Below are 13,388 nucleotides of genomic sequence, written 5' to 3'. Positions count from 1 at the left end.
GCAGGGGATAAAGGAACATAAACGATGAATATTGCTAAATCCGGTTTGCTGCAACGCCGCCGACGTGAAAAGATTCTGGATGCCGCAGAAATCAGATTACTGGTGCTGAGTTTTCTTCAGCAACAACCCGCGCATGGCTATGAGCTGATAAAGTCGATTGAAACCCTCGCTCAGGGGGAATATACCCCAAGCCCGGGGATTATCTATCCGGCACTGATGCTGCTGGAAGAGATGGATGCGATTGTGCCGCAAAACCCGGATGCCGGGCGTAAAAGCTATCAACTGACAGAGTATGGGCTGCAGTTACTGGAACAGGGACGTGCGCAGTTACTTGAAATCTCCGAACGACTGAAAATGCTGGCCGTTGTCGGTAAAAACCGCCGTATTCCGCAGATAGAAAGGGCGGTACATAATCTTAAAATGGCGCTGAATACGCGGCTGGCAGAACCTGACTTATCCCGCGAAACCCTCTATGCCCTGATTGATGCTCTGGACGACGCGGCAAAACGTATTGAACGTAGCTGAACTGCGCTCACACCGGGGGCTGTTTATGATTATCGATATGACCAAGGTTTCTCTCAGGAAAACAGTAATCCCTGACCCGTTGCTTCAGTGTGACAGCATCCGGAAACCCCCCGTCCCGTTTTCTTTCCCATAACAGTTCGCCGTCAGCGTGAATTTCAAAGATACCTCCACGCCCTGGCTGTAAGGTCACTGCGGCCAGGTCATCGGCGAAGGTGCTGAGGAGTTCCTGGGCCATCCATGATGAACGTAACAGCCACTGGCACTGGCTGCAATAATGGATAGTGATGGTCGGGCGGTGAGTCATCGTAATTTTCCTGAATTGTTGATATTACTGGCCTGACGATGCGTTGTCGGCAGAGGGCTGGCAGTTGACAATCAGTCTGCCACGAACCTGACCGTTAAGTAAGTCATCTGCGCCGCCAATGGCTGCCGCCAGCGGAATCACCCTGGCAATCTCTTCAAAGGTGGTCGCATCATAAACTTTCGCCAGTCTTTGCCAGGCCTCGCGACGCTGTGCCAGCGGACACATAACACTGTCTACCCCTGTCAGGGTGACCCCACGCAGAATAAAAGGCGCGACACTGGCCGGTAAATCCAGCCCCTGTGCCATACCGCAGGCTGCAACGACACCATTGCGGACGGTAGCCGCTAAAACGTTACTTAACGTGTGGCTGCCGACGGTATCAATCGCAGCCGCCCATTGTTCTTTAGCCAGGGGTTTTCCCGGCTGGTTGAGCGTATCCCTCGAAATAGTCCGTGATGCCCCGAGTGTACCGGTCAGATAGTCTTCATCGTCCTGGCGTCCGGTACTGGCCACGACCTTATATCCGGCCTGTGCCAGTAGCCAGACGGCAAAACTACCCACTCCGCCACTGGCACCGGTCACCAGCACCTCACCCTCTGCTGGTGTAAGGCCTTGTTTTTCGAGTGCCATCAGACACAGCATGGCCGTCAGCCCGGCGGTACCGATAGCCATAGTGCTGACCGGAGGCAGGGCGGCCGGCACAGGAACCAGCCAGTCACCTTCCACCGCCGCTTTTTCGGCCAGACCGCCCCAATGACTTTCACCGACACCCCAGCCGGTAAGAATCGCCAGGTCGCCGCTCTTCCATTGCGGATGCTGACTGGCGGTAACTTCGCCGACAAAGTCGATGCCTGGTACCATCGGAAATGTACGGACGATCGGCGCACGATTCACGATAGCTAATGCATCTTTATAATTCAGACTGGAATATAAAACGTTAAGTGATACCGTCGCCGGTGGCAACTGAGACTCATGTAACTGGCTCAGTGTCGTGCGGTAACCCTGTTCATCTTTTTCAATAAAAATTGCCTGAAACATAGTGACTCCCGGAGAAGGTGACGCCCGGCACTAAAGCGGTGCCGAAAAGCACAGGAAAGCATAATGCAGCATATCAGTGCCGTTGGTTTATCACAAAGTAGTGTGCACAGGAAAAATCGGGCGGGAAGCTGGCGGGAGGGGAACCCTGTCATTTTCGCCGTGACAGGGATAGTCGGGGTTATTTCAGCGTCTTACTCTTCAGGCAGACTGTTTGTGGCGAAACACTGTATTCCGGCGGTGACGGGCGTTTTTTTCTCCGCCGCTGCCACCAGTATTTCAGTGAGTTGGCCAGCTGGATGTAGCCGATAAACGGTTGCCGGGATCTGTTTTCATGAAATTCCATCTGTCGCCTCCTGTCATGTCTGAATCCTTATTTTCAGGAGCTTTACCAAAATAATACAGACGCAAAAAACATATTTATTTACCATACAGATGCGATAAAAATGTCGCTGATGGTGATTTCACCCATCATTCTGTACTGTTTTATTTGTCTGTATGGTCATAACGGGGGATACAGCGTGACGCGCTACCAGCAACTTGCCAGCCTGATTAGCGAAAGGATTATTCAGGGGTTATATCGTGAAGGGGAAAAGTTACCTTCAGTACGTACGCTGAGTCAGGAACACGGCGTCAGTATCAGTACGGTTCAGCAAACCTATCAGTTGCTGGAGCAGCAACGTCTGGTCACCGCGCAACCTCGCTCTGGTTATTTTGTCGCCCCCCGGGAAGTTCCGCCCCCTGTCCCGGCGGTTTCCCGGCCGGTACAGCGCCCCGTGGACATAACGCAGTGGGATCAGGTCTATACCCTGCTGGAAGACAGCAAAGATCCTCAGATTGTCTCATTTGGCGGAGGTTTCCCGGATGTTTCGCAACCCAGCCTGCAACCTCTGTGGCGTGAACTTAACCGTTTAATTCGTCAGCAACCGGCAGAAGTTCTTAATTATGATGAACTGGCAGGTAATTATGCTTTACGTGGTGAAATTGCCAGACTCATGCTCGATAGCGGTTCGCTAGTGACGGCGGATGACCTGATGATTACCAGTGGCTGTCATAATGCTTTGTCGCTGGCTCTGCTGGCGATATGCCGTCCCGGAGACATTGTTGCTGTTGAATCCCCGGCTTACTACGGCACGATGCAACTTTTGCGTGGGCTGGGGCTGAAAGCCATCGAAATCCCCACCGACCCTCAAAGCGGGCTAAGTACAGAGGCACTCGAACTGGCACTGGAACAGTGGCCGATCAAAGGGGTAATCGTGGTCCCGAACTGCAATAATCCGCTGGGCTTTATTATGCCGGAATCGCGTAAACGGGCAATTCTGTCACTGGCCCAGCAGCATGATATCGTTATTTTTGAAGACGATATTTATGGCGATTTGGCCACAGAATACCCACGGCCGCGCACGATTCATTCTCTGGATATTGATGGCAGAGTGATGCTGTGCAGTTCGTTTACCAAAACTATCGCGCCGGGCCTGCGTATCGGCTGGATAGCGCCGGGACGCTATTATGACCGTCTGCTACAGATGAAGTATGCGGTCAGTGGTACCAATGTTCCGGCGACTCAACTGGCGACTCTGGCATTTCTGCGAGGGGGGCATTACTACCCGCATGTCAGGCGTATGCGGCAAATCTATCTGCGGAATATGCAGACCTACACTCACTGGCTGCGCGAGTATTTCCCGGAAGGTATCTGCGTTACCCGGCCAAAAGGCGGGTTTATGTTATGGGTTGAGTTACCTCCACAGGTAGATATGGTGTGTGTGGCCAATAAGTTAGCTCAGATGAAAATTCGGGTCGCGCCAGGCTCCTTGTTCTCTGCATCTGGAAAGCATCGTAACTGCCTGAGAATTAACTGTGCTCTGGCACCCGAAGAGAAATATCGCAAAGTCATGGAAAGACTCGGGGACACTATCCACCAGGCGATGGAATAAGCGCTGTGGGTCACCCGGGCAGTTTTGTTACCACCCGGTTACCTTGCGATTGTGTGGTGGTTAACCCAGTGGTGGGATGAATATTAAGTCACTAAATGTGTTTTCTCATTCTGTTTGTTTTAATAAAATTCTTATTTATCAATGTATTAATTTGTGATTTGTTAATTGTGTCTGATTAATTATCTCTTGCCTGAGCCTGGCAAAGATGACATTATGAGCGCCGTTTATTTTTTGCCATCCACCAGCCTGCGAGGATATTACGGTGAACACTGTTTTCTGTTCTGCTCGTAATTTGATCATCTGCCAGCACTTTTGTGCTGTGTATCAGGGCACCTGCCGGAATACTCCGTTTTTCACCATGCGGTGAAGCCAGCCTGTGGCTGCTTGTTGAGCATGAGTAAAAACAGAGACAGTTCTGATTTTACTGATGTCTGTCACCCTGAACTGAATGCGGTTCACAGCCAGATATCTGACATTATTCGCCGGGGAATTTTCCCCATGCTGTGCCTTCGTGCACCCACTCATCCTTGACCTTTGGGGATTTGTGTTATGACACCTATGAAAATTGCGGCCAGTGCCGCGCTGATTCCGGTTATTTCCTCTGAGCGGCCGCTGGTGGCGCTGGAAGACACTGATTTTACTGATGTTGCTGCCGTAGTGCTGAATGTGGCCGATGCCAGCAAAGCGATGCTCTCTTTGCTGAAGCGCAGTGGTTTTAACTTGCCGGTATTTGTGGCGGGTTCGCTGCCGTCACCGGATACTACCGGAGTGATTACCGGTGAATATCATCCTGATTCAGAAGGTAACTCGGTACTGGAACAAGCTGCCGGTGAATATCAGGAAGCGCTACTGCCGCCCTTTTTCGACACACTGACCCGTTATGTCGGAATGAAAAACAGTACCTTTGCCTGCCCTGGTCATCAGGGCGGTGAGTTTTTCCGTAAACATCCGGCTGGCCGTCATTTCTACGACTTTTTTGGCGAGAATATTTTCCGTTCGGATATGTGTAATGCGGATGTCCGGCTGGGCGATCTGTTGATCCATGAGGGTTCTGCCAAAGATGCCCAGAAGTTTGCGGCAAAAGTCTTTAATGCGGATAAAACCTACTTTGTGCTGAACGGCACCTCCAGTGCCAACAAAGTGGTGACTAATGCGTTACTGACCCCGGGTGATCTGGTGCTGTTCGATCGCAATAACCATAAATCGAATCACCACGGTGCGTTAATTCAGGCCGGGGCGACACCGGTCTATCTGGAAGCAGCCCGTAATCCTTTTGGTTTTATTGGCGGTATTGATGCGCATTGCTTTGATGAGGCTTATCTGCGTAAGCAACTAAAGCAGGTGGCGCCGGAGCGGGCCAAAGAAGCCCGGCCTTTCCGCCTGGCGATTATCCAGCTCGGAACCTATGACGGTACCGTGTATAACGCGCGTCAGGTTGTCGATAAAATTGGTCATCTGTGTGATTACATCCTGTTCGATTCGGCCTGGCTGGGTTACGAACAGTTTATCCCGATGATGGCCGATTGTTCGCCATTATTGCTGGATTTAAATGAAAATGATCCGGGGATCTTTGTGACCCAGTCCGTGCACAAACAACTGGCCGGATTCTCTCAGACCTCGCAGATCCATAAGAAAGATAACCATATTCGTGGCCAAAAGCGTTTCTGCCCGCATAAGCGGCTAAACAATGCTTTTATGCTGCATGCTTCAACCAGTCCGTTTTATCCGCTGTTCGCCGCGCTGGATGTCAATGCGAAAATTCACCAGGGGCAGGCGGGTCGTCAGCTGTGGCAGGAGTGTGTCACTCTGGGTATTGAGGCACGTAAGGCAATTCTGTCACAGTGCCGGATGATCCGTCCGTTCCTGCCGGAAACGGTGGATGGACAGCGCTGGGAAGAGATTCCGACGCCAACTCTGGCTTCTGACCGTCGTTACTTCAGTTTTGAACCCGGGGCCCGCTGGCACGGTTTCGCCGGATATGCACAGGGACAGTATCTGGTCGATCCCTGTAAGTTATTGCTGACCACACCAGGGATCGATGCGGCCACCGGTGAGTACAGCAGTTTTGGTATCCCGGCGACGATTCTCGCTCACTACCTGCGGGAAAACGGTATTGTGCCGGAAAAATGCGACCTGAACTCGATTCTGTTCCTGCTGACCCCGGCAGAAAGCGCCGATAAGATGGCCAGGCTGGTGGCTAAACTGGCTCAGTTTGAGCAGCATGTTGAACAGGATGCTTTACTGGAAGATGTTCTGCCGACCATTTATCGTAAATATCAGCAGCGCTACCAGGGATACACCCTGCGTCAGTTATGCCAGGAAATGCATTCACTGTATGTCAGCTACCAGGTGAAGGATCTGCAGAAAGCGATGTTCCGTCAGCAGAGCCTGCCAGCGGTAAGAATGAATGCGCAGCAGGCTCACCACCTCTATCTGAGGGGCGAAGTGGAGCTGGTACCTCTGTCGCAGGCGGAGGGAAGGATTGCCGCCGAAGGGGCCTTACCCTATCCGCCAGGCGTGTTATGTGTCGTGCCAGGCGAACTGTGGGGTGGGGCAGTCCAGCGCTATTTCCTGGCGCTGGAAGAAGGGATCAATCTGCTGCCAGGATTTTCTCCTGAGCTGCAGGGGGTTTATATCCGTGAAGATGACAACCACACTCAACGTCTGTACGGCTGGGTATTATTACCTGATGCGCTAAACTAAACGACTGCCCCGGTATCGGCGAGCCGGTATCGGGGCAGGGTTTAATAGCGATAATAGCTGTGCTGAGCGTTATTGACTTTGTACAGATAACGCCGTGACTCCATCGCCGGGTGGTTACTGACCAGAGTCTGGTAAACTTCATCCGGCGACATGCCATTAATGATGCTGAAAGCACGATCTTTGTTAGATGAGAAGATGCGTAACACACTTCCTGCACCGCCGTTGTAGGCAGTGATCACTGCGTAACGCCGTGAGACCGGATTAGTGATCCCCGCCAGATAGCTATTTTGCAGCAGTGACAGATAGGCTGTACCCGCATCAATATTATTGGCCGGATCCAGCAGATATCCACGGCTAGGTTTGCCCCATTTACCCTTCATCCGGAACACATCCACCCCGGCCGTGTGCTGAACGACCTGCATCAGGCCGAGTGCATCAGAGTTACTGACCGCATACGGGTTAAAACTGGATTCGGTTTGCATAATCGCCAGAATCAGGGAAGAGTCAACACCGTACTGTTCTGAAGCTTTGCGTACCAGCGGCAGATACTTATGCGCACGTTTATTCAGATGGTTAGGGACCATCGGAATGGTGACCGACCAGATAACATGCAATCCGGACATCCGGCGCTGGAGTTTATATTTCAGCAGATAGTCAGCAAAGCTGGCTGCCCGGCCTTGCCAGCGGATAGGATGACCGGTGTTATCCAGGACCTCTCCGTACAGCAGCGGTTCCTGGCTGAGCTTAATATCGTTAGCATCGGAGTAGAGGTCCACGTTACCGGGGTTCTCACCCACCAGTAAGGTGGTAATAATTGCCTGGCGCAGGCTGGCCATCGGGTCAGTACCGGCAATGGTTTCGATGGTGATATTACCGCTTTCAAAGTTAATATGACTGCGGGTGTAGTAGTTGTCGCTGTATTTTACATAGTCTTTCGGCCCGGCAATCAGTACCTCATTGATACCCCAGATATTCTCAATGTTATGGGCAAACTGCCCCATCAGAATGTCAAAGCCGTTGGTGTCTTTCACCCAGGCTTCATTAAATGCCGGGGTCTTATGGCTGGAGCATGAGACCAGTAGCGGAGCAATCAACAGTAGCGGGTACAGTTTTTTCATTTTTTCTGTTTGGCTGATTGTGGGTAGCGAACGTTTTCAGGTAACACAGAATATTACGGTGCCGGAGGAGTATAGCCTTCAATATGCACATCTTTGCCCTCAAACAGAAAATTTATCATCTCCTGTTCCAGCACTTTACGATCTTCAGGATTCATCATGCTGAGTTTTTTCTCATTGATCAGCATGGTTTGCTTGGTCATCCACTCCTGCCAGGCAGGTTTAGAAATTTCCTGAAAAATACGTTTCCCCAGTTCACCCGGATATAACTGAAAATCCTGTCCTTCAGCTTCGCGTTGCAGGTAAGTACAAAAAATTGTGCGACTCATTATTCTTCCTCGTTTGGCTTACGCGAGTGTAAGACCAGTTGTTGCGGGTGTCTCAGCTCATTTAACAGGCGCTCTACCGGAGCGGCCAGCCCGACCTCGGGAGCACGCGCTAAGTTATACCAGAGACTGCTGCTTTCATCCATTAAAGAGCCGAAAGCCGGCTTGTTCAGATAACAGGGAATGATATCAAGATGAAAATGGCTGAAAGTGTGACGAAATGCGGTCATTTGCTGTAGTGAGCCACTTATTCCCTGTTTTTCCAGCCAGTCATGCATGGCTTGTTCGCTGTCAAACTGCGGAAAACAGTATAATCCCCCCCAGATTCCCACCGGAGGCCGCTGTTGCAGCAGCACATTTTCACCCTGTTGCAGTAATAAAAACCAGGCCGTTTTCACTGGCTGGGCCTTTTTCGGTTTTTTCCCGGGATATTTTTCCCAACTGTGGTGGGCATAAGCGATACATCCACTGTTAAGCGGGCACAGTTCACATTTGGGTCGCGAACGGGTACAGACCATGGCCCCGAGGTCCATCATGGCCTGGTTAAACTCCCCGACACCCTGCGCGGGTGTGACCTGCTCACTAAGCTGCCACAGCCGTTTTTCCACCGGGGTTGTTCCTGGCCAGCCATCTACCGCATAGCAACGGGCCAGCACCCGTTTAACATTGCCATCGAGGATAGGGTAGTGCTGACCCAGCGACAGAGAGAGGATGGCTCCGGCGGTCGAGCGTCCGACGCCCGGTAAATCTGCGACATCTTCGAAGTTTTGTGGGAAAATCCCCCCGTGCTTTTCTGCCACCTGGCAGGCAGCCTTGTGCAGATTACGGGCCCGGGCGTAATATCCGAGGCCGGTCCACAGATGCAGTACCTCGTCGAGCGGCGCGGCAGCCAGATCGGTGACCGTCGGGAAACGGGCCATAAAGCGTTCAAAATAAGGGATGACGGTGGCAACCTGAGTTTGCTGTAGCATCACTTCAGATAACCAGACCTTATACGGGGTTTTTTGCTGTTGCCAGGGCAGGGTCTTACGCCCATATTTCTGGTACCAGTCGAGTGTGTACTGCGCAAATTGCGATGATTGCATCATGACCGCGAAAATTTCCACCAAAAGCTCACAAGGGGCAGGAATTCCAGCACAGACCTGCCAGACTGTAAACATGAACATTGCAAAGGCTTGCTTCCGGGGGCGAAGTTTGCATAATTCCCGTCTTTATTAAATATCAACCTACAGGCATTACTATGATCAATGATGTCATCACGCCGGAGTTTGACGAGAATGGTCGTCCGTTACGGCGTATCCGCAGCTTTGTCCGTCGTCAGGGGCGGCTGACCAATGGCCAGCAGCATGCGCTGGACAATTACTGGCCGGAGATGGGGGTTGAGTTTACACCTGAACCGGTGAACTTTGCTGCACTGTTTGGCCGTGAAGCGCCGGTCGTATTAGAAATCGGTTTCGGTATGGGGGCTTCGCTGGTCACTATGGCACAGCAAAACCCCCATCAGGATTTTTTTGGGATTGAAGTTCATGCGCCCGGAGTCGGCGCATGCCTGGGCTCGGCCCATGAAGCCGGGGTGACCAACCTGCGGGTGATGTGCCACGACGCAATGGAAGTGATGGAATCGATGATCCCGGATAATTCACTGCGCATGGTACAGTTGTTCTTCCCTGATCCGTGGCATAAAGCCCGTCATAATAAACGTCGTATCGTTCAGGTACCTTTTGCTGAGCTGGTATTGCGTAAGTTAAAACTGGGCGGTGATTTCCATATGGCGACCGACTGGGAAAATTATGCAGAGCATATGCTGGAAGTTATGCAAAGCATCCCGGGTTACCGTAACCATTCGAAAGAGGGGAACTTTGTACCGCGTCCGGAAAGTCGCCCGTTAACTAAGTTTGAACAACGTGGCCAGCGTCTGGGGCACGGGGTTTGGGATTTGATGTTTGAGAGGATTAAATAATGGCAGTACAGCGTAGTCGTCGTTTACGTAAGAAAATGCACCTGGCAGAATTCCAGGAACTGGGTTTTTCAGTCAGCTGGACCTTCGCCGCAGGGACCTCAGAGCAGGATATTGATGCCACTCTGGATGCTTTTGTTGATGAAGTGATTGAACCTAATGGTCTGGCCTATGACGGCAGTGGTTATCTGCAATGGGAAGGGCTGGTCTGCCTGCAGCAAACCGGCAAATGCACCGATGAGCACCGTCAGCTGGTTCGCGAGTGGCTGGAAGCCCGAAAACTCTCAGAAGTCAAAGTTACGGAACTGTTTGACGTCTGGTGGGACTAAGTACCTGCAGGTAACTTTCCTGTTGTTATCAGTCGGTGAACCAGAGCCCGAAAGCAGAACATGTTTTACCGGGACAGAAAGGAGTATGCATGTTACGTGAAGTGATCGCTGTCGGGGTTTTGCTGGCTACCACCCCGGCGTGGGCAGATTATCAGTGCCCGGTAAAACCTCAGGATGATGTCGCTGTCACGGCGCAGCAAGTGGCGGTCAGTGGCAATAATGGTAACCTGACCATCTCACCGCAGGGAGAGATGACGTTTAACGGTAAGCCGGTGCAGGCCGACCAGGCACTGCGTCAGCAGGCGGTTGCCTATCAGGCCGCGTTACGCAGTGACTTACCCTGGATTGACCAGGGCGCCCGTCAACGGCTGGAAACCAGTCGCAGTGCGCTGGATAAAGTGATTGTTGAAAAGCTGGGTTCTGACAGCCATGTGCGTACTCGCCTGGCGACACTGGACAGCGGCCTGAAAGCACAGATGGATCGTGTGATTGAGCACCGTGATGGCGGGCTCTATTTCCATCACGCGGCTATCGATCAGGTCCGGACTGAGGGTGAAAAGCTGATGCAGAATGCAATGGGTGGAATACTGCAGGACAGCCTGAATGAACTGGGCAGTTCCAAATCATCAGGAGATAACCCGTTACAGGCATTAATGGGCAACCTTGGCGGTCTGCAGCAGTCTATTCGTAGCGAAGTCAGTAAGCAGGAAAAAGATTTCCAGGCGTTTGGTCAGCAGGTGTGCGGCAAGGTCGGGGCACTTGAACAACAGCGCAAGGCTATCTGGCAACAAGTCAGTCAGTAATCTCTCCGCTATCAGCAGTATCAGAACCCCTGATACTGCTGAATTTCTGAATTAATTATTCCTGTTCCAGAAAAAATTCCAGCAGGCTGTTAAGAAACAGCCGTCCTTTCTCCGTCACCTGCCAGCAGGCTGCAGTCTCCTGCAAATAACCGGCCTCGATAGCCTGGTTCAGTGCCGGGCGAATGTGTTGCTCACTCAGCCCGGTCAAACGGCTGAACTCATCCCGCGGGCAGGGTTCAGATAACCGGAAACGGTTCATAAAAAACTCAAACGGCTTCTCGTCATCCGGCACGCTGTAACGCTTATCCAGGTATTCTCCGCGCATAAATCCTTTTGGGTGGCGGGTTTTCACGGTACGGATAATTTCTCCGTCAGCCTGCGTGAGTTTACCGTGGGAACCACAACCGATCCCCAGATAATCACCAAACCGCCAGTAGTTCAGATTGTGCTGACATTGCAGCCCGGGGCGGGCATAAGCCGAAGTCTCATATTGCTGATAACCGGCATCGGTTAGTAGCTGGTGTCCCTGTTCGAAGATATCCCATAATGCATCATCATCCGGTAACACCGGGGGCCGTGAGGCAAACAGCGTATTGGGTTCAATCGTTAACTGATACCAGGAGAGATGCGGCGGTGATAACGCAATCGCCTGTCGTAAGTCGTCTAAGGCTTCTTCCAGCGACTGGTCGGGGAGACCATGCATCAGATCCAGATTAAAACTACGTAGTCCCAGCCCGGCAGCCAGCTTAGCCGCCCGTTTTGCCTCTTCCGGTCCATGGATACGTCCCAGTCGTTGCAGTTTGGCCGGGCTGAAACTCTGTACCCCAATCGAAATACGGTTAACCCCTGCCTGCTGATAACCGCTGAAACGATCGGCTTCTACCGTGCCGGGGTTAGCTTCCATGGTAATCTCGGCATCGGCTGCCAGCGGTATACGCTGACGGACACCGTCCAGCAGCGCCTGCATGGCTTCGCTGCTTAGCAGACTGGGAGTGCCGCCGCCGATAAAAATCGTCGATACTTCACGCCCTGAAGTCAGGGGGATATCAGAGTCCAGATCAGCCAGCAGATGCCCCACATAGTCCATATGCGGGACATCGCCTTTCAGGGCGTGTGAATTAAAATCACAATACGGACATTTCTGTACACACCAGGGAATATGAATATACAGACTCAGTGGTGGCAGATTACCCATTACGCAGAGCATCCAGCAGCAGCTTCAGTGCCTGCCCACGGTGTGAAATTGCCAGTTTTTCGGCTTTAGTCATCCCTGCCGCCGTGATATTCAGCTCTGGCAGGAAAAAAATTGGGTCGTAACCAAACCCGCCTTCGCCCTGACTTTCACGGGCAATAACACCGGGCCACTGACCATGAAACACCAGTGGTGTCGGGTCATCGGCATGGCGCAGGTAGACCAGCACACAATGGAATGCCGCCTGGCGCTTTTCATCAGGAACCTCCTGCATCGCTGCCAGCAGTTTATCCAGATTCTGTTGGTCAGTCGCCTCAACACCCGCATAACGGGCAGAGTAAATACCGGGGGCGCCACCCAGGACATCGACGGCCAGCCCTGAGTCGTCGGCAATCGCCGGCAGGCCGGTGACACGTGCGGCGTGGCGGGCTTTTATCAGCGCATTTTCGATAAAGGTCAGGCCGGTCTCTTCCACAGAATCGACGCCCAGATCGGTCTGAGCCACAATATCAAAACCAAAATCAGCCAGGGGTTCGGCCAGTTCACGCACTTTGCCGGGATTACCGGTTGCCAGTACAACTTTTTGCATAATCATTCCAACGTTCAGAGTTACAGCAGATACCAGAGTCCCGGAAACAGATCCATCCCGAGAAAATTCAGTGCATAGAGAATCAGAACCACCACCATGGCAGAGAAGTCGATACCGCCCATGGCCGGCAGAATGCGGCGAACAGGTGCCATGAGCGGCTCTGTCAGTTGTACCAGCACATAATCTATCGGGCTGCGGCCCTGGCTCACCCAGCTCATCAGTGAACGGATCAGAATCACCCAAAACACCAGGTTACCGGCAGCTTTCAGCAACGACAGGACGCCAATCAGCACATTACTCAGGCCAATCACAAACCCGCCGGACTGGATCAGCATCAGTAGCGGGAACTTAATAATGGTCAGTACCAGTGCCAGTACTAAAGACGCGGTATCAATGGGACCCATTGCGGGGATAATACGGCGTAGTGGACGGATTACCGGCTGAGTCAGTTTAACAATAAATTGCGCCAGTGGATTATAGAAATCACAGCGGGCCCACTGCATCCAGATACGTAGCAGCAGAACCATGACGTAAAGATCGATAACCGTTTTGACCAGAAAAGTCAGAGTGTACATG

15 protein-coding genes are annotated in these 13,388 nt (G+C 52.2%); 6 read left to right on the top strand and 9 right to left on the bottom strand.

The features are described from left to right. Positions 1-24: 24 nt before the first annotated feature. Positions 25-525 (top strand): PadR family transcriptional regulator, encoded by a 501-nt coding sequence (locus B3Z23_RS00855; RefSeq protein WP_294900239.1) that lies wholly within the window; start codon positions 25-27, stop codon positions 523-525. Positions 526-532: 7 nt separating this feature from the next. Here the strand turns inward: B3Z23_RS00855 and B3Z23_RS00850 are convergent, their stop codons facing one another. From B3Z23_RS00850 to B3Z23_RS00840, 3 genes are all read right to left on the bottom strand, one after another. Then, a complete protein-coding gene (locus tag B3Z23_RS00850) occupies positions 533-829 on the bottom strand; it encodes a SelT/SelW/SelH family protein (RefSeq protein ID WP_294900236.1) in 297 nt (98 codons plus the stop codon). Between the two features lie 24 nt (positions 830-853). Next, on the bottom strand, positions 854-1,867 hold the full coding sequence (locus B3Z23_RS00845; RefSeq protein ID WP_294900234.1) for an MDR family oxidoreductase: 1,014 nt from the start codon (positions 1,865-1,867) through the stop codon (positions 854-856). Between the two features lie 178 nt (positions 1,868-2,045). Continuing rightward, positions 2,046-2,210: a hypothetical protein gene (locus B3Z23_RS00840; protein WP_294900231.1), complete on the bottom strand. Its 165-nt coding sequence runs from the start codon at positions 2,208-2,210 to the stop codon at positions 2,046-2,048. Between the two features lie 175 nt (positions 2,211-2,385). Between B3Z23_RS00840 and B3Z23_RS00835 the strand changes: the two genes are divergently transcribed. After that, positions 2,386-3,798: a PLP-dependent aminotransferase family protein gene (locus B3Z23_RS00835; protein ID WP_294900451.1), complete on the top strand. Its 1,413-nt coding sequence runs from the start codon at positions 2,386-2,388 to the stop codon at positions 3,796-3,798. A 549-nt stretch (positions 3,799-4,347) separates the two neighbouring features. Continuing rightward, positions 4,348-6,501, top strand: coding sequence for an ornithine decarboxylase (locus B3Z23_RS00830; protein ID WP_294900228.1), 2,154 nt, complete (start codon positions 4,348-4,350; stop codon positions 6,499-6,501). A 41-nt stretch (positions 6,502-6,542) separates the two neighbouring features. Here the strand turns inward: B3Z23_RS00830 and mltC are convergent, their stop codons facing one another. From mltC to mutY, 3 genes are read right to left on the bottom strand one after another with little or no spacing between them, the layout of a single operon-like run. Further along, positions 6,543-7,619, bottom strand: coding sequence for a membrane-bound lytic murein transglycosylase MltC (gene mltC / locus B3Z23_RS00825; RefSeq protein WP_294900225.1), 1,077 nt, complete (start codon positions 7,617-7,619; stop codon positions 6,543-6,545). A 53-nt stretch (positions 7,620-7,672) separates the two neighbouring features. After that, entirely contained in the window at positions 7,673-7,945 is a 273-nt protein-coding gene (locus tag B3Z23_RS00820) for an oxidative damage protection protein (protein ID WP_038018022.1), read from the bottom strand. Further along, positions 7,945-9,030, bottom strand: coding sequence for an A/G-specific adenine glycosylase (gene mutY, locus B3Z23_RS00815; protein WP_294900220.1), 1,086 nt, complete (start codon positions 9,028-9,030; stop codon positions 7,945-7,947). The genes B3Z23_RS00820 and mutY overlap by 1 nt, the downstream gene beginning before the upstream one ends. Before the next feature lie 152 nt (positions 9,031-9,182). On the opposite strand from mutY, the gene trmB reads away from it, so the two are divergent. From trmB to B3Z23_RS00800, 3 genes are all read left to right on the top strand, one after another. After that, positions 9,183-9,902 carry a tRNA (guanosine(46)-N7)-methyltransferase TrmB gene (gene trmB, locus B3Z23_RS00810; RefSeq protein WP_294900217.1) on the top strand — a complete coding sequence of 240 codons (720 nt, stop codon included), beginning with the start codon at positions 9,183-9,185 and terminating at the stop codon, positions 9,900-9,902. Continuing rightward, positions 9,902-10,228, top strand: coding sequence for a YggL family protein (locus tag B3Z23_RS00805; protein WP_294900213.1), 327 nt, complete (start codon positions 9,902-9,904; stop codon positions 10,226-10,228). The genes trmB and B3Z23_RS00805 overlap by 1 nt, the downstream gene beginning before the upstream one ends. Positions 10,229-10,317: 89 nt before the next feature. After that, positions 10,318-11,031: a DUF2884 family protein gene (locus B3Z23_RS00800; protein WP_294900210.1), complete on the top strand. Its 714-nt coding sequence runs from the start codon at positions 10,318-10,320 to the stop codon at positions 11,029-11,031. 55 nt (positions 11,032-11,086) lie between these two features. Here the strand turns inward: B3Z23_RS00800 and hemW are convergent, their stop codons facing one another. The 3 genes from hemW to B3Z23_RS00785 are packed head-to-tail and all read right to left on the bottom strand — an operon-like array spanning position 11,087 to position 13,387. After that, positions 11,087-12,226, bottom strand: a complete 1,140-nt coding sequence (gene hemW / locus B3Z23_RS00795) for a radical SAM family heme chaperone HemW (RefSeq protein ID WP_294900207.1) — start codon at positions 12,224-12,226, stop codon at positions 11,087-11,089. Beyond that, a complete protein-coding gene (rdgB, locus tag B3Z23_RS00790; RefSeq protein WP_294900204.1) occupies positions 12,219-12,812 on the bottom strand; it encodes an RdgB/HAM1 family non-canonical purine NTP pyrophosphatase in 594 nt (197 codons plus the stop codon). The genes hemW and rdgB overlap by 8 nt, the downstream gene beginning before the upstream one ends. Positions 12,813-12,832: 20 nt before the next feature. After that, positions 12,833-13,387: a YggT family protein gene (locus tag B3Z23_RS00785; RefSeq protein WP_294900200.1), complete on the bottom strand. Its 555-nt coding sequence runs from the start codon at positions 13,385-13,387 to the stop codon at positions 12,833-12,835. Position 13,388: the final 1 nt, after the last annotated feature.

The sequence above is a fragment of the Tatumella sp. UBA2305 genome (genome assembly GCF_002345795.1).
In the GTDB taxonomy this organism is placed as follows: domain Bacteria; phylum Pseudomonadota; class Gammaproteobacteria; order Enterobacterales; family Enterobacteriaceae; genus Tatumella; species Tatumella morbirosei.
The sequence above is the reverse complement of the archived record's forward strand: the minus strand, read 5'-3'. Positions and strand labels throughout refer to the sequence as shown.

Bases quoted from the DNA above. Each gene is read 5' to 3' on its own strand.
- B3Z23_RS00855 (WP_294900239.1), top strand. From the start codon at position 25: ATGAATATTGCTAAATCCGGTTTGCTGCAACGCCGCCGACGTGAAAAG.
- B3Z23_RS00850 (WP_294900236.1), bottom strand. From the start codon at position 829: ATGACTCACCGCCCGACCATCACTATCCATTATTGCAGCCAGTGCCAG.
- B3Z23_RS00845 (WP_294900234.1), bottom strand. From the start codon at position 1,867: ATGTTTCAGGCAATTTTTATTGAAAAAGATGAACAGGGTTACCGCACG.
- B3Z23_RS00840 (WP_294900231.1), bottom strand. From the start codon at position 2,210: ATGGAATTTCATGAAAACAGATCCCGGCAACCGTTTATCGGCTACATC.
- B3Z23_RS00830 (WP_294900228.1), top strand. From the start codon at position 4,348: ATGACACCTATGAAAATTGCGGCCAGTGCCGCGCTGATTCCGGTTATT.
- mltC (WP_294900225.1), bottom strand. From the start codon at position 7,619: ATGAAAAAACTGTACCCGCTACTGTTGATTGCTCCGCTACTGGTCTCA.
- B3Z23_RS00820 (WP_038018022.1), bottom strand. From the start codon at position 7,945: ATGAGTCGCACAATTTTTTGTACTTACCTGCAACGCGAAGCTGAAGGA.
- mutY (WP_294900220.1), bottom strand. From the start codon at position 9,030: ATGATGCAATCATCGCAATTTGCGCAGTACACACTCGACTGGTACCAG.
- trmB (WP_294900217.1), top strand. From the start codon at position 9,183: ATGATCAATGATGTCATCACGCCGGAGTTTGACGAGAATGGTCGTCCG.
- B3Z23_RS00805 (WP_294900213.1), top strand. From the start codon at position 9,902: ATGGCAGTACAGCGTAGTCGTCGTTTACGTAAGAAAATGCACCTGGCA.
- B3Z23_RS00800 (WP_294900210.1), top strand. From the start codon at position 10,318: ATGTTACGTGAAGTGATCGCTGTCGGGGTTTTGCTGGCTACCACCCCG.
- hemW (WP_294900207.1), bottom strand. From the start codon at position 12,226: ATGGGTAATCTGCCACCACTGAGTCTGTATATTCATATTCCCTGGTGT.
- rdgB (WP_294900204.1), bottom strand. From the start codon at position 12,812: ATGCAAAAAGTTGTACTGGCAACCGGTAATCCCGGCAAAGTGCGTGAA.
- B3Z23_RS00785 (WP_294900200.1), bottom strand. From the start codon at position 13,387: ATGTACACTCTGACTTTTCTGGTCAAAACGGTTATCGATCTTTACGTC.